We start from the raw sequence: 21,042 nt of genomic DNA on the forward strand, positions 1-21,042 counted from the left end.
AATAATAACTGCTGCATTATCTTCAAATTTAACACGAAGACCATCTGCACGCCTGTATTCTTTTTTCTGCCTAACTACAACTGCATTAACAACTTCTCTTCTCATGTCAGCAGTTCCTTTTTTAACTGAAGCAACAACTAAATCTCCAACACCAGCTACATCGAGTCTTCTTCTTACACCTTTGAATCCTTTTACGGAAATGATTTCAATTTCACGTGCACCGGTATTGTCAACACATTGTAAAGTTGCTCCGATTGGTAATGCTTTAGAAACATTTGAGGTTAATGGTTTCATAATAATTACTCTCCTTTAACTTCAACTAAAACGAAATGTTTAGTTTTACTCAATGGTCTGCATTCTGCAACTTTTACAGAATCACCAACATTCACCTGTAAACAATCAGGTTTGTGAACATTGATTTTAGATTTCCTCTTTTCGTATCTTTCATATTTTCTAATGAATTTGTAGTAACTACGTTCAACAGTAATAGTCCTTTCCGCTTTGTTACTTACAACAACACCTTCAAGAACTTGACCTCTAACAGGTAAAGTTCCGTGGAAAGGGCAGTTAGGATCATCACATGTAGTTTCTGGTTCTTGAACGTTAAGCCCAACCATATTATCACCATTTATATTTTTTTAAACCTTTTTTTAATTCTATCTTCAGGACGAATTGATAAAATATTACCATTAATTTCAATTTTTTCCCCGTTTGGAAGTTCGAACATGAATATTGAACCCTCTTTTGGAATTATTTTTTCAATATTGTTCTCATCCTCAATTTTAATGGTATTTTTAGTTTCATCAATGATTGTTCCTATTAATTTAAGAGAGGTATTCTTCTCATTAGTTACATGAACATTCAATCCAATAAATTCATGATGAACTAAATTTTTAGAAGTTATCATAATCCCATCTCTTAATGAAATATTTACAATAAATCATGCAGAAAAATTACAAAATTTTATTGAAAAACATACCGAATAGATGAACTATCTCCTCTTTTTATTATTCTTTTTAGATTCACGAATTTCAATAGTATCAGATGAGAAACCCAATTCAGATAAAACTTCTTTGACCTTAATTTTATGGTCTCCTTGAAGTTCTATTTGACCGTTTTTAGCTGTACCCCCGCAAGCGCATTTTGCCTTGAGAGTTTTGGTGAGTTCTTTGATATCTATGTCATGTTCATCTATACCTTCGATAATAGTCATGAGTTTTCCGAACCTTCTTCTAACAGTAAAAACTTTTAGAGATTGAACTTCACGTGCTATTTCTTCACATACACAAAGTTCCTCAGGAAGCCCACATACATCACAGATTTTTGACATTTAATTCTCCTTTTGTTTTTCATTCAAAATTGTAAGAACACGAGCAATTGTTCTTCTTAATTCTCTAATTTTTCCAGGGTTTTCGTTTACCCCAGCAGCTGCACTTTTAGAAACGTTTTTGGATAATTCAGTTCTGAGTTCAACTAATTTATCTTGAATCTCATCAACTTCCATGTCCCAAATTTCTTTACTTCTTAAAATCGCCATTGTTCCAACTCTTTTAGATAATTAAATTTAGATATTTAACTATCGTCTTCCTCTACTTCTTCAGCAGAATCTTCTTCAACAACTTCTTCTAATTCTTCGAGATCTTCAACTTCCTCAATGATTTCTTCTTCGATGATTTCTTCGGTTTCGACATCGATTTCCTCTTCGATTACTTCACCATCTTCTTCAATGATGACTTTTGGAGGAAGGATTTCAACAGAATCAGGTAATACAGTTTCTGGAGGCATAATTCTAACATAAATACCTAATACACCAGGTTTTAATTGTGCGGTAGCAAATCCTTCTTGTACTAATCTGGTTGAAGGTTCTCCACATTTTTTAATGTATCCTTCAACAAATTTGGCTACAGCAGATCTAGAACCTCTGATTTTACCAGAAATAGTTACTTCTACACCTTGAGCTCCAGCACCCATAATTCTACGAATGGTGGAATAAGCTACTCTTCTGAAGTGCATACCTCTTTGTAACATGTTAGAAATTTTATAAGCCATGATTTTAGGGTTAAGTTCTGGAACTTCAACTTCTTTAACTTCAATTTGAGGATTGTCTAAACCAAATTCAGTTTTAAGAGTGTTGGTAATAGTTCTTACGTTTTTTCCACCTCTACCAATTACCATACCAGGTCTTTCTGCATAAACGACAACCATAGTACCTAAAGGTGTAATTTGAACTTCCATACCACCGTATCCAGCTCTTTCTAGTTCTTTTTCTAAGTATTCGTCAATTCTGGTTCTTCTAAGGCCCTCTGTGACAAAATCTTTTTCTATCATTAGTTAGCCTCCTGTAATACAATTTGAATATGAGTAGTAGGTGTGTTGAATGGAGTCATTCTACCAAATGCTCTTGGTATATATCCAGGAATTACAACACCTCTGTGAGATGAAATGTGTTCAATGAATAATTTTTCAGTGTCCATTCCTTTGTACTCTGCATTAGCTTCAGCATTTTCTAAAACTTTTAAAATTTGTTCTGCAGCTTTTACAGGGTATCTACCGGAAGGCCATCCTTCTTGTCCTTTTCTGTGACCTACTTTCTTATTGTGTCTTTTGAAAGGAACTGATTTTTTCATATCAATAACATCTTCCAAGTAAGCTTTTGCTTTTCCTACTTCCATTCCTCTGATTGCACTGCAAATCTCAACACTGTGCTTTGGAGAAATCTTAAGAGATTTTGCCATAGCACGTGCAGTTTTTGCTTCATCAACTTCTTTATTATAAGCATATTTGTTAGCCATGTTCTAATCTCCTTATTTAAGTGGTACAAACATAGATGATCTTGTAGCTCCCATACCTGGGTCTCCATGTTGAACTCTTTTTCTGGTTGGTGCATATTCACCGAAGTAATGACCAATCATTTCAGGAGCAATAGTCACTTCTACAAAATTCTGACCATCATAAATACCGAAAGTGGTTCCAACCATTTCAGGTATAACAATCATGTCTCTACAATGTGTCCTGATTACAACAGGACGACCATCTTTAGTTCCTTCTTTATTCAATTTTCTCATTTTATCCAAAACAATTTGTTGTCTTGGTAAGAATCCTCTCTTTAAAGATCTTCTTTGTCTTGCAGGGAACAATTCCATTACTTCCTCTAAAGACATAGCTTGTAATTCTTCAAGAGTATAACCTTTATATTTAAATACTTTTCTTGCCAATGAAACACCCTCTATCTATCTTTTTAAACCTGTTCTCTTAGCTGCAATTGAACCAACTTTTCTTCCTGGTGGTGCATGTCTTGAAACAGTAGTTGGACGACCAGGATGTTGTCTGTTACCTCCCCCGTGAGGGTGATCTACAGCGTTCATCGCTACTCCTCTTACAGTCATGAATTTCTTACCTTTAGCTTTATAAGCATGCCATTTTTTACCAGCTTTAAGGAATGGTTTATCTTTTCTTCCTCCACCAGCTACTACACCAATACTAGCACGGCAGTTAGGATTTAAATATTTTAATTCCCCTGATGGTAATTCAACAACAGTTTGGTTAGCATCATGAGTAACAACATTAGCATAAGTTCCGGAAGATCTTACAAAACGACCACCATCTCCAGGTGTGTTTTCAATGTCATAGATTGGAGTTCCTTCAGGAATTTCAGCAAGTGGTAATGTGTTACCGAATTTGATAGGTGCAGAAATACCGCATTCAATTTCATCATCGACTTGAATACTTTCAGGTGCTAAGATAAATTTCTTTTCACCATTTTCGAATTTTACTTCTGCAATAGGGGCGGTTCTTGCCGGGTCATGTACAATATCGATGACTTTACCTTTGATACTGCCTTCTTTTTCTAATGCATCGTAAGATCTGTATCTGATTTTATCTTTAAAACGGTGAGAAGCAACACGGTGTGCAGGAGTTCCTCTACCTCTTCTTTGATGAATTAATCGTTTTCCCATAACAATTCCTCCTTAGAATACTCCTATTCTGACAGCGAGTTCTTCTGCCATTTCTTCTTCAACAAGTTTGATATATGCTACTTTTTCACCTTTGGTAGTGATATGAGTGTTAACTTTTGCAACTTTTTCTTCGTATAACTCTTCAAAAGCTCTTTTAATCTGGCCTTTGTTAGCTTTACGGTTAACAACAAAAGTAATTTCATTGTTCATATCGATTAAGTTCATGGTTTTTTCAGTAACATGAGGTTTAATAATAATTGAATATGAATCCATAATAATCACCTATTTTTCCAAATTATTGGAATAAACCTCCTAACTTTTCAACAGCTGATTTAGTGTAAACAGTGAGTCTTCCTGGGTGAGTACCTGGTGCTAACAATTCAGCATTTAAGTTTTCAACAACCACAACATCTACACCAGCGTGGTTTCTTGCACCTAAGGAAATACCTTTATCTTCACCGACAACAACAAGAGGTCCTTTTACTTTTTTGTATTTTCTTCCTCTGGTTTTTCCTCTACCAGCTCTGATTCTTTTACCTTCTTTAGCACGGATGACGTCATCATAAACTCCTAAGTTCTCAAAGATTTCACGAGATTGTTTAGCAGTTTTTACAGATTCCAAATCATCTTCAACAATAATAGGCACTTGTTCTAAATCTGCAACTCTGTGACCTCTGTTTTCAACAATTTCCTTATTGGTTGTTGCTGCAACAGCAGATCTGATAGCAAATCTTCTTTCTTTTATGTTGATTTTTTCGTGATGATTTTTTTCAGCTCTAGTAGGATGTGCTTGTCTACCGCCAATAGCCATTGGTACGAAAGCTGCTTTTGAACCATTTTTAATCCTTGGTACTCTTGCGGTACCTCTACCTGAACCCCATCCTTTAGCGGAAGTTCTTTTACCTGCCATTGGGTCATTACCCCATGGTTGTACTCTTGCAGATTGTGCAGAAAGTACAGCTCTTTTGATTAAATCTGGTCTGTAAACTTCATCAAAAATAGCTGGAAGTTCAATTTCTTCTTTTACTTCCCCATTAATAGAATAAACATTAACTTTCATGATTATACCCCTTGTTTAGATTTTGTACTTATGTAATTGATTTGAGGTATATCCTCAGCTTTATTATTAGGTCTGATAGGTTGTCTTAAGATTACTAATCTTTTGGAAGGTCCTGGAAGGGAACCTTTTACTAAAACATAATCGTTTTTAACAAGACCGTATTTTACAAATCCGCCGTCTGGGTTGATTTGGTCAACTTCATCAGCTGATGCAATTTTTAAAATTCTTTTATTGAATTCAGTTCTTTTATGGTATCCCATTTGACCTGCTTGTGCAACAGTCCACATGGTCCTTCTTGGAGTCCAAGGTCCAATAGAACCTACGTGTCTACCTTTACCTGCTCTAACAGCTTTACCATATTGAATTCTAATTCCCCATCTTTTAACTACACCTTGGAATCCTTTTCCTTTTGTAGTTGCAATAGCATCAACAAATTCTCCTTCATTGAAGATTTCACTAGCTTTTACTTCATTACCTAATAATTCTAATGCAGTATTTAATTTTTCTTCAGGATTGGATCCGCCAATACCGCATTCAAATATGTCAGGTTTTTTCTTAGGTACGCTAGTAACTTTAGGATTTGTGTGTACTAAGACTCTAATTTCTTCTGTGTTTTCCAATGCACCTTGTATTTTTGCAATAGCTTCAGATTTATTGTACTCTTTAGGAAGAGAAATCTTCCTTGAAAGTTCTTCATCTAAATTATCTGCAAGTACTTCGGTGATTACTTTCAAACCACGAGAAGTTTTTTCATAAGCTCTAATTCCCATTACTACGACCGGAGGCACTTCCAATACAGTTACTGGAGTGAAAACATCCATACCACTGGTTGGAGAGTTTTTATCAGTGTCAGTGACTAAAGCATGAGTCATACCGACTTTATAACCTGCGAGGCCGAGTAATTTTGGTTCATCAATTTGAGGCCAAGATTTTACTCTAGGGGTTTCTTTAGCTGCTCTTTTCCTTGGACTAAAAGCAACAGACCCTTTTCTTGGCTGGTGATGTCTTACCATTTAATTTAACCTCCTTAATTATAATTTTTTCCTTTATTTTTTAAATCAATTTCAATTTTTAAACAAACAGCCAAATGAATAGCTGTTATGCAAGTTTGACAAAATTATACCAAGTATAACTTCATCGAATTAATAAATAGCTGTAAAAATGATTACAACTAGATAAATATTAAATTTCAATATATTCCATTGAGTCTAATTCAATTGAAGCACAATCAAGAATATATTCAATGTATAAATCATTCTGTGCTAAGTTTATTTTTAGGTGAGTCCTAAAAACATCAATGTATAAAAAGTTGAGCAAGTTATCTATTAGCGTGTAAAACTAATAAATTTATAAAGAGAATTAAAATCTCATAAAGTTAAATAAAGAAAGTGTAGCGACAACTGCCTCTTCAGTCCTTACAGTCTCAGTTCCTTGACCTGGAATAGTATTAATCTTTAACAAATCCCAATTTGCATTAGAAACATCTTCTTGAATTGAAGAATAAGGGCCACCAAATAAAATAGCAATACTATTACATTCATCTACTTTATGCTTTAATTCATCAAAAATAGAATCAATATAATCTCCGTATCTTGTAGTTTCAATTACAAGATTAGGTTTAATTAATTTTAAGCTATTTTTAAGACTCTTATTAGAGGAGATAACATTATATCCCCAGTAAACGTCATCTGGTTTATCAGGTGTGACTATTACTTCTTTCTTAGCAATCTTAGTAATCTTAAAGTCAAAAATTTTTTTGACTGAAAGTTGCTCTTTACAGAATGCAAGTTTATCCATACCTATGTCAACAAAAGTTCCTTTCTTATTCCTCTTAACAGTGAAACCTTGTCTATAATCCCCCACGTCTGGTTGACTATTAACAGGATGATGCGGAGTTCTGAGCGGCGGAAGAATACCAACATGCTTAAGTTCAGCTTTAATAGGAATCGCTTGCTTCCTCAAATATTGAGGAGTATTCATGTAATTTAAAACTTCAGCAATGAATCTTCCATCATCTTCTCCATCTTCATTTTTAACGTTACCATCATTATAGATAACAACATTATCTGCTTGAAAAATAGCTAAAGCTCTGCCCAAAATCCCCACTTTATAAGTACGGATTTTAAGATCTTTAGACTCAGAAAGAAATGAGTTTGGAATAAATATAGATAGCTCATCTTTATACATTACTTTAAAATTATGTAATCTAAAGTATATAAAGATTACCCTACATTTATATAGCTATCACTAATAGACTTACACATTTACAAAAATATTATATCAATTATAATATCCGTAGCTTCTTTTTATGCTACCAACTTTTTTATACTCAGAGAATATATTAATATAAAATATATACCCACCACTATATAAAGGTATTGTTTTTTTGAAGAAAAAATAGAAAATTTAAGAGGAATTGAAAAAATTAAATTGATTACAATATGGCTCTCAACACAATTACATCAATATTCTGCTTTTCTTTAATATGAAAATCATAAATCCTAGGAATTGGAAAATTATACCTGAAAATATGGGTTATATCCAAACTGTTTTCCTTATAGTAGTTTATTAAAAACTCTTCAGTTGATGCCATGTGAAAAGAATACAAAACATCAGTCCCCATATCAATAGCTTTTTTAACAAATTTCAAATCCTGACCGCTTTCCGCTTTCCTCTGAGATCCGAATGGAGGATTTTGAAATACAGTATTTACATTACGGCTGCAATTAAAATCAGAGATGTCACTTTCAATGAAATATAAATTGGCAACATTAAGATTATATGAAACATCCCGAGCCAATTCAATTGAATCACCATCAACATCCACACCAATTGCCAAATCTGCACCCATCAAAGCAGAACCTATAGCAAATACTCCAGTACCACACCCCAAATCCAAAATGGTTTTATCCGCAATATCACCAAGTGCAGAAGCATTCCATATCAAATCAGCGGCAATAACAGATGGGGTGGTGTACTGTTCAAGATTTGCCTTTGGTTTTGGATGAGATGGAATGGATTGAAGTCTCATTTCTAAATGTTTTTTACGAGTAATTTTTTTCATCTAATCAACATATTTAATTATTATATTTTATATAATTATATTATTAATAAAAAAAAATTACTTTGAGGTTTCATATGTTTGAAAAAGTATTAATTGCAAACAGAGGAGAAATCGCAATAAGAGTTATGAGAGCATGTCGTGAACTTGACATTGAAAGCGTAGCTATTTATTCCGATGCAGATAAAACTTCTCTTTATACAAATTATGCTGATGAAAGTTATCCTTTAGGTAACCCTTCACCAGCCAAATCTTATTTAAATATTGAAAAAATTATAAACATTGCCCTGGATTCAGGTGCCGATGCAATTCACCCAGGTTACGGATTTTTAGCTGAAAATTCAAAATTTGGAGAGGAATGTGAGAAAAATGGAATTAAACTCATCGGCCCGAGCGGAAAAGTAATTAACCAAATGGGGGATAAAATCACATCAAAAGCTCTCATGAAAAAAGCTGGAGTGCCGGTTATTGAAGGTACACCTGAAGGAGTTACTGATATTGATGAAGCTAAGGAAATTGCCGCTCAAATTGGTTATCCTGTAATTGTTAAAGCTTCCGCAGGCGGTGGAGGAATCGGTATGCGTGCAGTTTATGAGGAAGATGAACTTGTGCGCGCTATTGAATCCACCCAATCTGTTGCATCCACTAACTTCGGTGATTCAACAGTATTCATTGAAAAATACCTTGAAAAACCTCGCCATATCGAATTCCAGCTTTTGGCTGATGAACATGGAAATGTAATTCATGTGGCAGACAGGGAATGTTCCATCCAAAGAAGACACCAGAAGCTTCTAGAAGAAGCACCTTCCCCAATCATGACTGAAGAATTGAGAGAGGAAATGGGTGGAAGTGCTGTAAAAGCAGCAGAATACATTGGATATACAAGTGCGGGCACTGTTGAGTTCCTATATGATGACGGACAATACTACTTCCTTGAAATGAATACCCGTATTCAAGTAGAACATCCTATTACAGAACTAGTCACCAACACTGACCTAATCAAAGAACAAATCAGAATAGCCGCCGGAGAGGAATTGAGTTATTCCCAAAATGACATCCAAGTTACAGGCCATGCAATCGAATGCCGTATCAATGCAGAAGATCCTCTCAATGACTTTGCACCAAATCCAGGTAAGATTACTGGATACCGGTCTCCGGGAGGTCCGGGTGTGCGTCTGGATAGTGGAGTGTACATGAACTATACCATTCCTACATTTTACGATTCCATGATTTCCAAATTGATTACCTACGGAAGAACAAGAAACGATGCAATTAATAGAATGAAAAGAGCCTTAAGTGAGTATATTATTTTAGGAGTGAAAACAACAATTCCATTCCACAAAGCCATTTTAAGAAATCAGAATTTCCTTTCAGGAGATTTGAATACACACTTTATTGACCAACACAAAAAAGGTATCGACAAAGAAATGGAAAATGTAATCATTGAAGATTTAGAAATTGTAAACAAATTAAAATCCACATTTATGCCTGGTAAAAAAATAGCCGCAATTTCTGCTGCTGTTGGATCTTACCAAAATGCTGTTAAAAATCAACAAATGCAAAAGAAATAATTTTGGAGATTATTAAATGCAAAATGAAATTATAAACTTATTAAAAAAAGAAAATAAACTTTCTGATGAAACAATAAGTGAAATAAAAGATATTGACTTAAGTGATTTTTCAAACATCGTCAAAGAAATCGGAAAAAATGAAACAGAATACATCAAAGCATCTGAAATTTCAAAAGAATTGAACACAAAATATATAGGCAAGAGTTTATATGTATACAATGAAGTCTCCTCAACCAATACCGTTGCCAAATTCCTGTCAATGAATGGTGTGGAAAACGGAACTGTAGTCATATCCGAAAAACAGACAAAAGCGAAAGGAAGATCTGGAAAACAGTGGGAGTCACCATTGGGTGGTGTATGGTTATCTATTATATTAAATCCTAATGTTGATTATTCAAAATTGCCATTAATTACATTAGCTACCGGAGTGGCAGTTGCAAAAACTCTTGAAAAAGTGGGTGTTGAAAATTCTGAAATCAAATGGCCTAACGACATCATGATTAACGGTAAAAAGGTCTGTGGAATATTAACTGAAGCGGTAAGTAAATTCAATACCATCGAAAGTGTCATCATAGGAGTGGGTATTGATGCTAACTTAAATGTTGATGAATTCCCAAAAGAATTACAAGACGGGACAACAACACTCAAAGAAGAACTTGGAAGAGAAGGAAATGAAAATCTTTTAATAAAAACATTTTTAGAAGAATTCGAAGTAATCAGTGAACAGTTTACCCATGAAGGATATGAAGATATCCTAAAAGAATGGAGAAAACGTTCATACACCATCGGCAAAATCGTTGAAGTGAGAGAACCGTTCAACACTTACTACGATGCATATGTAATCGGCATTGGAAAAGAAGGTGCTCTTGTTGTCGAAAAGATTGATGGAACCTTAGAAAAAGTAATTTCCGGAGAATGTATAATTAAAAACTGAATACAATCTCCCTACACTCATCTTCATTTGAAACTACTTCCTGTAGTTTTATAAATGAAGATTCTATTTTTTTATTTAAGTCATTTAAATGCAATTTAAAAGCATCTGTTGTTGATAAATCAAATCTTATTGTTGCAGATGCTCCCGGCATGGAAACCGGAGGAATAGTAATAATTCCATAATCCCTAAGCAAAATGAAAGAAAATACAAATGCCAAATCATTTTCAGACAAATTATTTTCTATTTTGATTTCTTTACTTAATCCTTCAGGTGAAATCATGACCCCTGTAGGGGTTTTCTGGAAATTATCAAATTTTTCATCCAATAGCTCAAATAACTTATCCTTTCTTTCAAAACTGTTTATTAAATTATTGCCATTGAAATTCTTAATTCCGTTTAACATCGCAAGAACCGCTGGAGGTTGTGCTTCAAGACCAAATTGATTAACTTTCACTTTGATTTGGTCAATTAAGTCTTCACGACCGGCCATTAATCCCCCTCTTGGACCTGGCATCAGTTTATCAGTACTTGTAATGGCAATGTCTGCACCCAAATCGCATGCTTTCTGCTGATTAAAAACAACAGTCCTTAGTCTTGCACCTGATGCATCATCCACCATAACAGGAATATCTTTTTGATGGGCCATTTCAATTACTTTTTTAAATTCATCTTCATCAATTACTTTGTGATCCATTGTAGAACCTGTAATGACAACCAAAGAAGTATTTTCAGGAATTGAAAATTCCTCGAAATTATCAGTTTCCGAATAATTGGCGCCAACTAATTTACAGCTTCGAGGAATAGAAGGATGAGCTGGCAATTCTGCAAGATAATGGACAACATTAGAATCCTTACTTACAAGGGTCAAAATAGTTGCAAGTATTCCTGAAGAAGTTCTGTTTAATGGAAGAACTTTGTCTCCACCCATATGTTCTTTTCCAACAATCTGCAACTCCTCTTCAAAGATGGCTGGACCAACATAAGTTTCTAAAAGATTAATATCTGAAGGAGAAGCGATGAAACCTCCAGACAATCCAGTTAAATCAAATAAAGAAGAACGGCCATTGTTTTCTACTTTATTTTTAATAATTGAAAGAGCATTTTCTCTTTTTTTTACTTCTTCTAATGAATTATTTACTATCATCTAATCAGAGTCGTCTAATTGTAATTTATAATCTTCAAAGAATTCTAAAATTGATTTCAATTGTTTATCAGTTATAGGAACTGTAGTGTATTCTTCCTCTTCGGGAATTTGATAGAAATAATCTGCAAATAAAATTTTACCATCAGGATTTGTAATAATAGTTATCCCGTCAGTAAGTTTATCAGGGTTTTTATTATGGAATTCTATCTCAAAAGAAGTACCGAATTTTTCTGAGAACTTCGCTTTTTCTTCAGGTTCCCTATTACATTTTCTAATTTTAGTCATTCTTGATTTCAATTTCTTTTCTGCTTGTTCATTAATATCAGCCATAATATCACTTCTTATTTTCAATCTCCAAAGTAGTTATAATTAAAGTAAATTAAGATATACTATAAATGAAATTATATATAAGTATTCCTTATTTTTACAAAAAAGTTAATCATATAAACTATTGCCTTCATTATCCATTGCAACGATGAGTGGACCAAAATCCTTAACTTTCAAATTCCACATCGCTTCAGGCATTCCCAAGTCCAGCCAGTCAACGCTTTCGATTTTTTCAACAGCATCCACATACAATGCAGCACATCCTCCTGTAGCCACAACATACAATGCATTATTCCTAATCAATGCTTCTCTAACAGTATCATCCATTCCACCTTTGCCGATTACAATTTTCGGACCCATATCCAAAACATCACTCTGATACGGATTCATCCTCATGGAAGTGGTCGGACCTATTGCAACCATCTTATATTCCCCATCTTCCTCAGTAATGATTGGGCCTGCATGGAAAAGAGCTGCACCCTCGATATCTAAAGGAGCTCCTTCCTCAAGAAGCCTTTTGTGTGCCTGATCACGCGCAGTTAAAATGTTACCAGTTAGATAAACTACATCACCCGCTTTTAACTCATTTAAATTTTCATCTTTAATTGGGACATTCAAATTTCTTTCCATGTATACACCTTAAAACTAAAATTATTGATTAATAATACAAATCTATGATTATTTTAACTACCTCAACTTATAGAATTTGAGGATTCTTACTTCATGGACTATACACTCTTGTGAGCCAGGATTACCATACTATCCCTCTCATCCCGAAGATTAAGACTTTCTATAGTTTAATTTATTTTTTTTAACTTGGTTTTCGTTGAAAAATTTTGAATTAAACTTTTATTGACATTTATTATTATATTTATTTAGTTATTTAAACCCTATCGGAGAACATTTGAAAAATAATAATGCCTATCATTACAATTCATCAACAACTTAAAAGAAGTCATGCTATTCTCGCATTTTAAAGATAGACATGACACACCAACATCCACAACATCAACATCCAAAATCAATTTAACGAATTAATGTTAATTTATATACTGTTGTGACCAAAACTTATATTAAATAAAGTATGCTCTGGCCGATAGTGGAAAGTATTATTTTCATTTGACAAGTTTAATATATCCGTTAAGACCAACTTTTATATTAGCATACGATGAAAAAAGTGTAGGACAAAATATCATGTCAAGTATGAGTAGTGTCGCAGGATTGTCAAAATACATTAAAACCCTGCCAAAAACCAGATTTTCCATAATAGGAATTACAATTCTAAGTTTTTTAATTGGCAGCGCAGTTTATTTGCTTGATGCAACGCCCAATGCAGGAATTCTACAAGATTTAATTTACGGTGGATTTTACGGTATAGTGGTTTTTGGAATTACCTCAATCATGAGCGGTGCACTTAACCAGCAAGTTATTAGTGGACTTCATGGGATAAATCTGAAAATCAAACATTCCATGTTTTTATCTGGCCTTTCAATGACAATACTTGGAATAATAATAACTTTAGGATGTGCTGCTTCTTGGATAGTGCATTCAGACCTTTTTTTAAATTCAATGCTATTCGGCTGCGTGATAATCTACGGATTCAACACATTGGTCTTCTGGGCAACATCCAAAGTCAGATTTACAATAGCTGCAATTACAGGTTTTATCCAACCGATACTCATATTGGCAATGTATACACTAATTACATTTTTATTTATTGATACAAGTTTCATGGGTCCTGTAATATTACAGATTACAATCAAGGCACTTATTGCAGCAATAATATTTGTTTTGGCCATTTATGCATTCATTACAGTTATTGCCTCTCCATTTCAGAAAAACCTGGGGATTGGTGTTTTAGACTTATTAAGCTTATTTATTGCCCACATGAATGAGGGGTCAAATTCCCTTGAGGGATTGTTTGAAACTATGGGAGAAGCAATTGATACAATAGTCACATTCGTTAGTTTTAAGACAAACGAAGGCATAAAAGCACTTTTCATATCTCCATCTGTACATCCAGGACCTTTAGGTGATTTGGGAGGGTCCAACATGCCAACAATCCTTGCAAACAAGTTCGATTATTTCACCATGGTTGCACATGGTCCGTCAACTCACGATTTCAATCCGATTGCGGTTTCCGAAATTGATAAAATTGAATATAACGTGAAAAAAGGTTTGGAAAAAATCGAATATTCACAAGACGCCAGCAAATTTATAAGATATAATTGCGATAAAGCCAATATTGGAGTCCAGTTTTTTAATGAAGGAATGGTAATCCTATCCACATTCGCTCCAGAGGCTGCAGACGATATTGAGTTTGGCGTTGGACTGACAATGATGGCTCAAAGTAGAAGTAAATGTAATGTGAAAGATTCAATTATCGTTGATTGCCATAATTCATTTGAACCCGAAAGCGGTGAAGTTCTTCCGGGAAATGCTGAGGTATTCCAATTGATTGATGTGATTGATAAAATTGACGCAGACCAGAATAAGGCTTCAATCAAAGTCGGATGTCATGCAGATTCAATGCCTACTTTAGATAAACAGGAGGGTGTTGGAGAAAGCGGTGTTAAAACCATGGTTGTTGAAGTCGACAGCCAAAGAACAGCTTATGTATTATTCGACGCCAACAATATGGAAATCGGATTTAGACAGGAAATCATGGATGCAGTTAGTGATCTGGAGATAGATGAAATTGAAGTGATGACCACCGATACACATACTGTAAATACACTTTCAAGAGGATACAATCCTATTGGAATTGCAAAAAGAGCAGAAATCATAGAATACGTGATATTAAGTATTACCGAAGCAATAAATGATTTAGAAAAAGTTGAAGTTGGAACTGGAACCGAAAAAATCACCAATTTAAAAACATTCGGACCTAAAAATTCAACAGAACTGATATCAACAATTAGTTCCGTTGTGGCCGTCAGTAAGATTATAGCTCCAGTTTTGCTAATTACAGCATTGTTTATAGTATTTATATGGATATTCTTTGGTGTATTATAAATACATTACAAATATTGTATATGAAATAACCCATGTAAAGAAGAATGGTGAAATTCCATCCCATAACCATTGGGAAAATCCGGAGATTTCATCCCCTGCCATTTTTTGACAGAATTGACCAACAAAATATAAGATAATTAATGCAATAAATCCTGCAAAAATTTCATTTTTAAATCCGAACCAGCCTACTGTCAAAGCGGTTGAAATCAAGGCTGCGACAAGGCCAAAAATAATATGAATTGTTGTAACTTTAATAGTTGTGTCCATTTATATCCTCCATAATTAAATATATTAATATAATTTTAGTGATTATAATATATTAAAGTATTGATAAATTAAAGGTGTTTACTATGAAATCAATGTCCAATGTAGACATTTATACAATAAGTGATGAATTGAATAAGTTATTAAGTGGTGCCAGAGTAGATAAATCATTCCAACCAACCAAAGATATCGTTGTTATGAGATTTCATGTCCCTGGAACAGGTAGAGTGGATTTAGTTATGCAATGCGGCTCAAGAATACATACCAGCCAATATCCTCTGGAAAATCCAACCACACCACCTACTTTCCCTATGCTTTTAAGAAAAAGAATTAAGGGAGCCCATGTCGAGAGCATTAAACAGCATAATTTTGACCGAGTAGTTGAAATCAGAGTAAAGAAGGACAAATACTATACAATTATTGTGGAACTGTTTGACAAAGGAAATATAATTCTTTTAGATGAAGAGAATAATATCATTTTACCACTTAAAAGAAAACAGATGAGTGCAAGAGACATAAGTTCCAAAAGAGAATATGTATTCCCCGAAGAAAGAGGAATAAATCCTATTTCAGTTACAGAAGATAAATTTAAGGAACTTTTTAGAAACAATGAAGACAGTGATGTTGTTAGAACCCTTGCAATCAGTGGGCTTGGAAGCCTATATGCTGAAGAGGTTGTAAAAAGGGCAAATGAAATTATCTCAGTTGATAAAAACACTCCAAACAATGAGATTACTGAAGAACAATATGGAGGATTATACAAAGGACTTAAAAATCTGTTTGATAACTTAAATAATGAATCCATCAAACCACAAATTGTTAAAAACGATTCCAAAGAGGATGTTGTTCCCCTTGACTTAATCAAATATGATTCATTTGAAAAATCATATTATGACACATTCAACGAAGCCTGCGACGAATTTTACTCAAAAAAAGTAAACACCGATATCAAAGAAGTAAAAGAAACAGCCTGGAACAAGAAGGTCGGCAAGTTTGAAAAAAGATTAAGACTACAGCAAGAAACACTTGATAATTTTGACAAAACAATCATTGAAAGCACACATAAAGGAGAAGTAATTTATTCTAATTACACCACCATCGAAAACATAATAAACGTTGTAAACACAGCAAGACAGAAAGACTATTCTTTTAAAGAAATTGGAAAAACACTAAAAAAGGCTAAAAAAGACGGGATGAAAGAAGCCCAAATTTATGAATCAATTGATAAATTGGGTGTGCTAACATTAGACATCGACAATACTAAAATAAACATTGACCCCAAACTGACAATTCCGGAAAATGCTGAAAATTATTATGAAAAAGCTAAAAAAGCTAAAAGAAAAACAAAAGGTGCTTTAATAGCTATTGAAAATACCAAAAGGCAACTTGAGGAAATCAAAGCTAAAAAGGACATTGCCATGGAAAATATTTCAGTACCTAAAAAAAGAGTCAAAAAGAATCTGAAGTGGTATGAAAAACTGAGATGGTTTATAAGCTCTGAAGGAGTTCTGGTAGTTGGAGGCCGTGATGCAAACAGTAACGAAAGTGTTGTGAAAAAATATTTAGAACCAAACGATATTTATTTACATGCTGATATACATGGTGCAACATCAACAGCCATAAAATTAAATGGTGCTGAATTAAATGACAATATCCTTAAAGAATCTGGTGAGTTTGCAGCATCCTTTTCATCTGCTTGGTCGAAAGGTTTCACATCCCAGGACGTATTTTGGGTCCATCCGGATCAAGTTTCAAAAACACCTGAAGCCGGAGAATTTTTACCGAAAGGGTCATTTGTCATAAGAGGTCATCGCAACTATATCAGAAGTGCACGTGTGAAATTAGCAATAGGAATTGTTGACTATGAAGGCAGACGAATTATGGCCGGACCAGTTGATGCTCTTGAAGCGCAATGTGAAAATTTTGTCGTTTTAAAACCAGGTTTTACAAAAAAAGAAGCAATAGCTAAAAAAATATTACATAAAATCAATGAAGATGATTTAATTAGCCTTGATGATATAATAAGGGTTTTACCATCTGGAAAATGTGATATTGACGAAGAATATCATCAAAGAAAAAAATATGAAAAAAGTCAATCCTGATAATTTTCAGGATCATATTCATAATATTCATCCGGATTCATAACCACAACATCAATGTTAGGATTGAACTGGCTGACAAAATTGGCAAATATTGCAGGGTCCTGTTCTATAGGCGGAAAAGTATTGTAATGCATTGGGATAACTACCTTCGGATTTAACCACATAGAAGCTAATGCAGCTTCAAAAGGACCCATAGTAAATTTATCACCTATAGGCAGCAATGCAACATCAGGCTTATAGATGTCTCCAATAATTGTTTTCATGTCACCAAATAAACCAGTATCCCCCGCATGGAATATTTTGGTACCGTTTTCAAAAGTTATTAAGAAACTTGCGGGAGTTCCACCAGGAACTGTTTCTTCAACAACATCAATGTCAGAAGAATGTTTAGCTTCAAGCATGGTGAATTTAATATTTCTGAAGATGAATGAACCTCCGATATTAACACCAATATTTCTAATGCCCTGTTTTGCTAAAAAGAGTGAAATTTCGTGGATACATGCAATAGGAGCATTAGTGCTATTGGAAATTTCCAATGCATCACCAAAATGATCTGAATGGCCATGAGTAAGTAAAATAATATCTGGATTCAATTCTTCCACAGGCACCTGACAAGCAGGATTATTACTTATAAAAGGGTCAATTAATATTTTAACGTTATCATCACTAATGATTTCAAAAGCTGAATGTCCTAACCATCTTATTTCCATTATGCAGTTCCTCCAATACCGTTCATAATAGATTCATCTAAAGTAGAAGCAATATCCCATGTTTTCTCAAAATCAGACCTTATATCTGAAATAGAGTTTCTATCATCATAGATTGCCCCATATTCAATTCCGTTTACACCATCTGAAATAATCATTGCATGAGAATCATCAGTAATCAAATTAACTGTATGGACTTTAGGAACTGTTCTAATGTGAACTCCTTGTCTTAAAAGAGAGGATATTAAAAACATGTATGACATATCAGAAACATCAAATTCATCAATAATCACTCTAGAATATATTGTTGGGACATGTGATAAAAATCTATCAGACAAATCATTTAATGAAGGAATTTCCAACATTATTTCCTTATTAACATCCACAGCCAATTGATCAAAAGCATCTTGGGTAGTTACTAAACCATCATTGTATATTACATAACTTTGAAGCAATTTAGGAACTGGAAGACTTTCAGGATTGTTGATATCGATTTTTATATCCCTAGGTTCACTAACTTCCTGAACAACAGGTTCTGAATGTTGAACAATAATCTCTTCAGAAGGAGCTTCCTGAGATAATGCCTTTTTAATTTCTTGAGATTTGTCAGTTTCAACAACAAATTCAGGTACATTAGTGGTGAAATAATCTTCTTCGCGTTTCTTTGGAGCCCTAGTGACTTTTATTGGTTTATCGTAATTAGGGGTGAAAGTAAGTTGCCTGTCAAAATCAACTTCCCTTTCTTCTCTTGGAACGACATTTAAAACATGTTTTGGATTATCCTGATGAGAATTTTCATAATAGTCCTGATAAGAAGAATCCTGATAATCATCAAGCACTAATTCTTCATAATTGGTATCATCATATTCATTGAAATCCCTTCTTACATGTAAAGGTTGATTAGGTTTATTGGATTTTCTTTCAAACCTATTCAAAGAAGGAGAATTAAATTCATTTGATGAAATAAAATCTTTAATAGCATTTGTAGTCTTATCCGCATTGGAATCAACAAAATAGCTAATAATCATAATTATTCCAACAATTGCTATAATCAGACCAACAATCAATAAAAAATCTACTAAATTATACACACTAGTCTCATATGCTATGAGAACACCTACTACAAATAAAATAAAACCTGAAACTAACTTTAATGTATTTCCCACGATTTCACCCTTATCAATTTTAATCACTCTATATTTAACTAATTATATTTTATCTACAACACTATTAATAAACCTAATGGAAAAAATAGGAAAAAATCACTGAAAAAAACAGTTAAGTAATACTTTTTTTAATAATAGTAATATTAATATAATTGAAAATATTAAAATAGAACCGGTGAAAAAAATGAAAAAAATGAAAACATTAATGCGAGAAAATTCTGGACAAGGCGCTGCAGAATACATATTGTTGTTTGGTGGAGTAATTGTTATTGCACTGCTTGCATTAACAATCTACAGGACATATATGGAAACAAGTGATACAAGTTTAAAAGCAAAAGACGACATTATGGATGTTAGAAACACAATACTTGACAATAGGACCCATGTATAGAAAAAAATTAGACAATAAAGGACAAGGAAGTGCAGAATTGATCCTAATAACTGGCGGATTAATTGTGATAATACTTCTGGTTGGAAGTTATATGTCAAATATAACTAAAAAAACACAAACAAATCTGATTAATTTGTTAAAACAAGAAAGAGACTATTTAATAAATAAAATTTGAAAATAGGGTTCCTCCCTATTTTCCACTAATTAATGAATTTAAGATTTCATTCCATGCTTCTGAATTAATATTTTCAAGTTTCATACTAGTTCTGGATAAAACCCTAATATTTTGTGGACATGCTGTAATACAAGCACCGCATAAATTACAGAAGTCTAAATTAGTAACAGATTTTCCGTCGATGATTTCAACAGCGTTACATGGGCAAACATCTTGACAAGCGTGACAAGAATCACCTTTACAGATTTTTTCTTCAGCTTCATTTTCGTCCAATTCAAGAGTGCCCTCAAACGGTTTAGTTATTGTGATTGCATCAACAGGACAAATTTCAGAACACCATGAACAATTTACACAGGTATCTTCAATAATGAATGCTTCTCCTGTAACTTCTGGAACTTCAATTTCGTCAGCATACATACATGTAGCACAGATTTCTCTAATTGCATCTTCAGGACAAATCCTCTTACAAACTCCACAATAAATACATTTAGAAGTGTCAACTTCAATATTGTTATTTAATTTATCAACACTTGTTGCAGGGACACTGCTAAGGGTAATTGCTTCAGCAGGACATAAATCTGCACAGAATGAACAGTAGATACATTTATCTTGATCGAAACTGATTTCTCCTCTTACCAATGTAGAAATATCAGGAAGTCTTCTTTCAAATAATATGGAATCTCTTGGACAAACAGAACTGCATCTGCCACAGTAGATACATTCTTCATCATCAATTTCTGATTGAATATCCCATTCTGGATATGCATCTGATTCTTTAATGTCCTCACCATCAATAGTTAAAGATAAGGCATTGAATGGACATGCTACAGAACATAATCCGCAGAATACACAAGAATCACTAACAGAAATTAAATCCATTTCAATTAATCCTCTAGCAATTGGAACCAAAGGCCCTAATCTTAAAGAAGATGTAGGACAAGAATCTACACAAATTCCGCATCCAACACAATTTATATCACTATAAGATAATTTACGGCGTTCTTCACCTCCACGTTCTAAAGTAAACATAAAACACCTCATGCTTTAGATATAGCTTGATTTGGACAATTTTGGATACATAGGTCGCAATCATCACAATTTTCAGGACTTATTTTTACATCCCCATCTTCCTCTATAATTGCACCTTGTTCACAAAGTTTAATACACAA

General features: G+C 33.7%; 28 protein-coding genes. 6 read left to right on the forward strand and 22 right to left on the reverse strand.

All coding sequences use genetic code 11. The features are described from left to right. The 14 genes from Q4Q55_RS06215 to Q4Q55_RS06280 all read right to left on the reverse strand — a co-directional run. Positions 1-294 (reverse strand): uL14 family ribosomal protein (locus tag Q4Q55_RS06215; RefSeq protein WP_303371958.1); only part of this gene is annotated, 294 nt, incomplete at its 3' end. A 5-nt stretch (positions 295-299) separates the two neighbouring features. Beyond that, positions 300-617: a 30S ribosomal protein S17 gene (locus Q4Q55_RS06220; RefSeq protein ID WP_303371959.1), complete on the reverse strand. Its 318-nt coding sequence runs from the start codon at positions 615-617 to the stop codon at positions 300-302. 11 nt (positions 618-628) lie between these two features. After that, a complete protein-coding gene (locus Q4Q55_RS06225) occupies positions 629-907 on the reverse strand; it encodes a ribonuclease P protein subunit (RefSeq protein ID WP_303371960.1) in 279 nt (92 codons plus the stop codon). An 84-nt stretch (positions 908-991) separates the two neighbouring features. Further along, positions 992-1,330, reverse strand: a complete 339-nt coding sequence (gene yciH, locus Q4Q55_RS06230; RefSeq protein ID WP_303371961.1) for a stress response translation initiation inhibitor YciH — start codon at positions 1,328-1,330, stop codon at positions 992-994. Beyond that, entirely contained in the window at positions 1,331-1,537 is a 207-nt protein-coding gene (gene rpmC, locus Q4Q55_RS06235) for a 50S ribosomal protein L29 (RefSeq protein WP_303371962.1), read from the reverse strand. 35 nt (positions 1,538-1,572) lie between these two features. Then, positions 1,573-2,328, reverse strand: a complete 756-nt coding sequence (locus tag Q4Q55_RS06240; RefSeq protein WP_303371963.1) for a 30S ribosomal protein S3 — start codon at positions 2,326-2,328, stop codon at positions 1,573-1,575. Next, complete coding sequence (locus tag Q4Q55_RS06245) at positions 2,328-2,792, reverse strand: 50S ribosomal protein L22 (RefSeq protein ID WP_303371964.1); 465 nt, start codon at positions 2,790-2,792, stop codon at positions 2,328-2,330. The genes Q4Q55_RS06240 and Q4Q55_RS06245 overlap by 1 nt, the downstream gene beginning before the upstream one ends. Before the next feature lie 12 nt (positions 2,793-2,804). After that, the gene (rpsS, locus tag Q4Q55_RS06250; RefSeq protein WP_303371965.1) at positions 2,805-3,215 is read right to left on the reverse strand and encodes a 30S ribosomal protein S19; all 411 of its coding nucleotides are present in this window, start codon (positions 3,213-3,215) and stop codon (positions 2,805-2,807) included. A gap of 15 nt (positions 3,216-3,230) precedes the next feature. Continuing rightward, positions 3,231-3,956, reverse strand: coding sequence for a 50S ribosomal protein L2 (locus Q4Q55_RS06255; RefSeq protein ID WP_116591338.1), 726 nt, complete (start codon positions 3,954-3,956; stop codon positions 3,231-3,233). Between the two features lie 12 nt (positions 3,957-3,968). Continuing rightward, entirely contained in the window at positions 3,969-4,229 is a 261-nt protein-coding gene (locus tag Q4Q55_RS06260; protein WP_303371966.1) for a 50S ribosomal protein L23, read from the reverse strand. 22 nt (positions 4,230-4,251) lie between these two features. Continuing rightward, a complete protein-coding gene (gene rpl4p, locus Q4Q55_RS06265; protein ID WP_303371967.1) occupies positions 4,252-5,016 on the reverse strand; it encodes a 50S ribosomal protein L4 in 765 nt (254 codons plus the stop codon). Positions 5,017-5,018: 2 nt separating this feature from the next. Next, complete coding sequence (gene rpl3p, locus Q4Q55_RS06270; RefSeq protein WP_303371968.1) at positions 5,019-6,029, reverse strand: 50S ribosomal protein L3; 1,011 nt, start codon at positions 6,027-6,029, stop codon at positions 5,019-5,021. Positions 6,030-6,375: 346 nt separating this feature from the next. Then, the gene (locus tag Q4Q55_RS06275; protein ID WP_303371969.1) at positions 6,376-7,203 is read right to left on the reverse strand and encodes a putative RNA uridine N3 methyltransferase; all 828 of its coding nucleotides are present in this window, start codon (positions 7,201-7,203) and stop codon (positions 6,376-6,378) included. 247 nt (positions 7,204-7,450) lie between these two features. After that, a complete protein-coding gene (locus Q4Q55_RS06280; protein WP_303371970.1) occupies positions 7,451-8,080 on the reverse strand; it encodes an METTL5 family protein in 630 nt (209 codons plus the stop codon). Between the two features lie 74 nt (positions 8,081-8,154). Between Q4Q55_RS06280 and Q4Q55_RS06285 the strand changes: the two genes are divergently transcribed. After that, on the forward strand, positions 8,155-9,648 hold the full coding sequence (locus tag Q4Q55_RS06285; RefSeq protein ID WP_303371971.1) for an acetyl-CoA carboxylase biotin carboxylase subunit: 1,494 nt from the start codon (positions 8,155-8,157) through the stop codon (positions 9,646-9,648). A 16-nt stretch (positions 9,649-9,664) separates the two neighbouring features. Then, positions 9,665-10,582 carry a biotin--[acetyl-CoA-carboxylase] ligase gene (locus tag Q4Q55_RS06290; protein WP_303371972.1) on the forward strand — a complete coding sequence of 306 codons (918 nt, stop codon included), beginning with the start codon at positions 9,665-9,667 and terminating at the stop codon, positions 10,580-10,582. On the opposite strand, the gene Q4Q55_RS06295 is transcribed toward Q4Q55_RS06290, so the two are convergent. The 3 genes from Q4Q55_RS06295 to Q4Q55_RS06305 all read right to left on the reverse strand — a co-directional run bounded on the left by Q4Q55_RS06295 (position 10,572) and on the right by Q4Q55_RS06305 (position 12,683). Continuing rightward, entirely contained in the window at positions 10,572-11,726 is a 1,155-nt protein-coding gene (locus tag Q4Q55_RS06295) for a TIGR03576 family pyridoxal phosphate-dependent enzyme (protein ID WP_303371973.1), read from the reverse strand. The genes Q4Q55_RS06290 and Q4Q55_RS06295 overlap by 11 nt on opposite strands. Next, entirely contained in the window at positions 11,727-12,056 is a 330-nt protein-coding gene (locus Q4Q55_RS06300; RefSeq protein WP_303371974.1) for a hypothetical protein, read from the reverse strand. 105 nt (positions 12,057-12,161) lie between these two features. Then, entirely contained in the window at positions 12,162-12,683 is a 522-nt protein-coding gene (locus tag Q4Q55_RS06305; protein WP_303371975.1) for a FumA C-terminus/TtdB family hydratase beta subunit, read from the reverse strand. A gap of 564 nt (positions 12,684-13,247) precedes the next feature. Here Q4Q55_RS06305 and Q4Q55_RS06310 point away from each other — a divergent pair. Continuing rightward, positions 13,248-15,068 carry a DUF2070 family protein gene (locus tag Q4Q55_RS06310; RefSeq protein ID WP_368660146.1) on the forward strand — a complete coding sequence of 607 codons (1,821 nt, stop codon included), beginning with the start codon at positions 13,248-13,250 and terminating at the stop codon, positions 15,066-15,068. Here the strand turns inward: Q4Q55_RS06310 and Q4Q55_RS06315 are convergent. Then, positions 15,063-15,335 (reverse strand): hypothetical protein, encoded by a 273-nt coding sequence (locus Q4Q55_RS06315; protein WP_303371977.1) that lies wholly within the window; start codon positions 15,333-15,335, stop codon positions 15,063-15,065. The two genes, Q4Q55_RS06310 and Q4Q55_RS06315, sit on opposite strands and share 6 nt — an antisense overlap. An 83-nt stretch (positions 15,336-15,418) precedes the next feature. Here Q4Q55_RS06315 and rqcH point away from each other — a divergent pair, with 83 nt between their 5' ends. Next, on the forward strand, positions 15,419-17,434 hold the full coding sequence (gene rqcH, locus Q4Q55_RS06320; RefSeq protein ID WP_303371978.1) for a ribosome rescue protein RqcH: 2,016 nt from the start codon (positions 15,419-15,421) through the stop codon (positions 17,432-17,434). Here the strand turns inward: rqcH and Q4Q55_RS06325 are convergent. Next, a complete protein-coding gene (locus Q4Q55_RS06325; protein WP_303371979.1) occupies positions 17,425-18,144 on the reverse strand; it encodes a metal-dependent hydrolase in 720 nt (239 codons plus the stop codon). The genes rqcH and Q4Q55_RS06325 overlap by 10 nt on opposite strands. Then, positions 18,144-19,307, reverse strand: coding sequence for a hypothetical protein (locus Q4Q55_RS06330; RefSeq protein WP_303371980.1), 1,164 nt, complete (start codon positions 19,305-19,307; stop codon positions 18,144-18,146). Before Q4Q55_RS06330 ends, Q4Q55_RS06325 begins: the two co-directional genes overlap by 1 nt. A gap of 184 nt (positions 19,308-19,491) precedes the next feature. On the opposite strand from Q4Q55_RS06330, the gene Q4Q55_RS06335 reads away from it, so the two are divergent. Together Q4Q55_RS06335 and Q4Q55_RS06340 are read left to right on the forward strand one after the other, a co-directional pair. Next, positions 19,492-19,698, forward strand: a complete 207-nt coding sequence (locus tag Q4Q55_RS06335) for a class III signal peptide-containing protein (protein WP_303371981.1) — start codon at positions 19,492-19,494, stop codon at positions 19,696-19,698. After that, positions 19,691-19,873: a class III signal peptide-containing protein gene (locus tag Q4Q55_RS06340; protein ID WP_303371982.1), complete on the forward strand. Its 183-nt coding sequence runs from the start codon at positions 19,691-19,693 to the stop codon at positions 19,871-19,873. The genes Q4Q55_RS06335 and Q4Q55_RS06340 overlap by 8 nt, the downstream gene beginning before the upstream one ends. Before the next feature lie 15 nt (positions 19,874-19,888). Here the strand turns inward: Q4Q55_RS06340 and fwdF are convergent, their stop codons facing one another. Together fwdF and Q4Q55_RS06350 are read right to left on the reverse strand one after the other, a co-directional pair. Further along, positions 19,889-20,902 carry a tungsten-dependent formylmethanofuran dehydrogenase subunit FwdF gene (gene fwdF / locus Q4Q55_RS06345; protein ID WP_303371983.1) on the reverse strand — a complete coding sequence of 338 codons (1,014 nt, stop codon included), beginning with the start codon at positions 20,900-20,902 and terminating at the stop codon, positions 19,889-19,891. An 8-nt stretch (positions 20,903-20,910) separates the two neighbouring features. Further along, positions 20,911-21,042: 4Fe-4S binding protein (locus Q4Q55_RS06350; protein ID WP_303371984.1), on the reverse strand; the 132-nt coding region annotated here is incomplete at its 5' end.

Source organism: Methanobrevibacter sp., from assembly GCF_030539555.1.
Classification (GTDB): domain Archaea; phylum Methanobacteriota; class Methanobacteria; order Methanobacteriales; family Methanobacteriaceae; genus Methanocatella.

Excerpts from the sequence above, each read along its gene's own strand:
- Q4Q55_RS06220 (WP_303371959.1), bottom strand. The coding sequence starts at position 617 with ATGGTTGGGCTTAACGTTCAAGAACCAGAAACTACATGTGATGATCCT.
- Q4Q55_RS06225 (WP_303371960.1), bottom strand. The coding sequence starts at position 907 with ATGATAACTTCTAAAAATTTAGTTCATCATGAATTTATTGGATTGAAT.
- yciH (WP_303371961.1), bottom strand. The coding sequence starts at position 1,330 with ATGTCAAAAATCTGTGATGTATGTGGGCTTCCTGAGGAACTTTGTGTA.
- rpmC (WP_303371962.1), bottom strand. The coding sequence starts at position 1,537 with ATGGCGATTTTAAGAAGTAAAGAAATTTGGGACATGGAAGTTGATGAG.
- Q4Q55_RS06240 (WP_303371963.1), bottom strand. The coding sequence starts at position 2,328 with ATGATAGAAAAAGATTTTGTCACAGAGGGCCTTAGAAGAACCAGAATT.
- Q4Q55_RS06245 (WP_303371964.1), bottom strand. The coding sequence starts at position 2,792 with ATGGCTAACAAATATGCTTATAATAAAGAAGTTGATGAAGCAAAAACT.
- Q4Q55_RS06255 (WP_116591338.1), bottom strand. The coding sequence starts at position 3,956 with ATGGGAAAACGATTAATTCATCAAAGAAGAGGTAGAGGAACTCCTGCA.
- Q4Q55_RS06260 (WP_303371966.1), bottom strand. The coding sequence starts at position 4,229 with ATGGATTCATATTCAATTATTATTAAACCTCATGTTACTGAAAAAACC.
- rpl4p (WP_303371967.1), bottom strand. The coding sequence starts at position 5,016 with ATGAAAGTTAATGTTTATTCTATTAATGGGGAAGTAAAAGAAGAAATT.
- rpl3p (WP_303371968.1), bottom strand. The coding sequence starts at position 6,029 with ATGGTAAGACATCACCAGCCAAGAAAAGGGTCTGTTGCTTTTAGTCCA.
- Q4Q55_RS06275 (WP_303371969.1), bottom strand. The coding sequence starts at position 7,203 with ATGTATAAAGATGAGCTATCTATATTTATTCCAAACTCATTTCTTTCT.
- Q4Q55_RS06280 (WP_303371970.1), bottom strand. The coding sequence starts at position 8,080 with ATGAAAAAAATTACTCGTAAAAAACATTTAGAAATGAGACTTCAATCC.
- Q4Q55_RS06285 (WP_303371971.1), top strand. The coding sequence starts at position 8,155 with ATGTTTGAAAAAGTATTAATTGCAAACAGAGGAGAAATCGCAATAAGA.
- Q4Q55_RS06290 (WP_303371972.1), top strand. The coding sequence starts at position 9,665 with ATGCAAAATGAAATTATAAACTTATTAAAAAAAGAAAATAAACTTTCT.
- Q4Q55_RS06295 (WP_303371973.1), bottom strand. The coding sequence starts at position 11,726 with ATGATAGTAAATAATTCATTAGAAGAAGTAAAAAAAAGAGAAAATGCT.
- Q4Q55_RS06300 (WP_303371974.1), bottom strand. The coding sequence starts at position 12,056 with ATGGCTGATATTAATGAACAAGCAGAAAAGAAATTGAAATCAAGAATG.
- Q4Q55_RS06305 (WP_303371975.1), bottom strand. The coding sequence starts at position 12,683 with ATGGAAAGAAATTTGAATGTCCCAATTAAAGATGAAAATTTAAATGAG.
- Q4Q55_RS06310 (WP_368660146.1), top strand. The coding sequence starts at position 13,248 with ATGTCAAGTATGAGTAGTGTCGCAGGATTGTCAAAATACATTAAAACC.
- Q4Q55_RS06315 (WP_303371977.1), bottom strand. The coding sequence starts at position 15,335 with ATGGACACAACTATTAAAGTTACAACAATTCATATTATTTTTGGCCTT.
- rqcH (WP_303371978.1), top strand. The coding sequence starts at position 15,419 with ATGAAATCAATGTCCAATGTAGACATTTATACAATAAGTGATGAATTG.
- Q4Q55_RS06325 (WP_303371979.1), bottom strand. The coding sequence starts at position 18,144 with ATGGAAATAAGATGGTTAGGACATTCAGCTTTTGAAATCATTAGTGAT.
- Q4Q55_RS06335 (WP_303371981.1), top strand. The coding sequence starts at position 19,492 with ATGAAAAAAATGAAAACATTAATGCGAGAAAATTCTGGACAAGGCGCT.
- Q4Q55_RS06340 (WP_303371982.1), top strand. The coding sequence starts at position 19,691 with ATGTATAGAAAAAAATTAGACAATAAAGGACAAGGAAGTGCAGAATTG.
- fwdF (WP_303371983.1), bottom strand. The coding sequence starts at position 20,902 with ATGTTTACTTTAGAACGTGGAGGTGAAGAACGCCGTAAATTATCTTAT.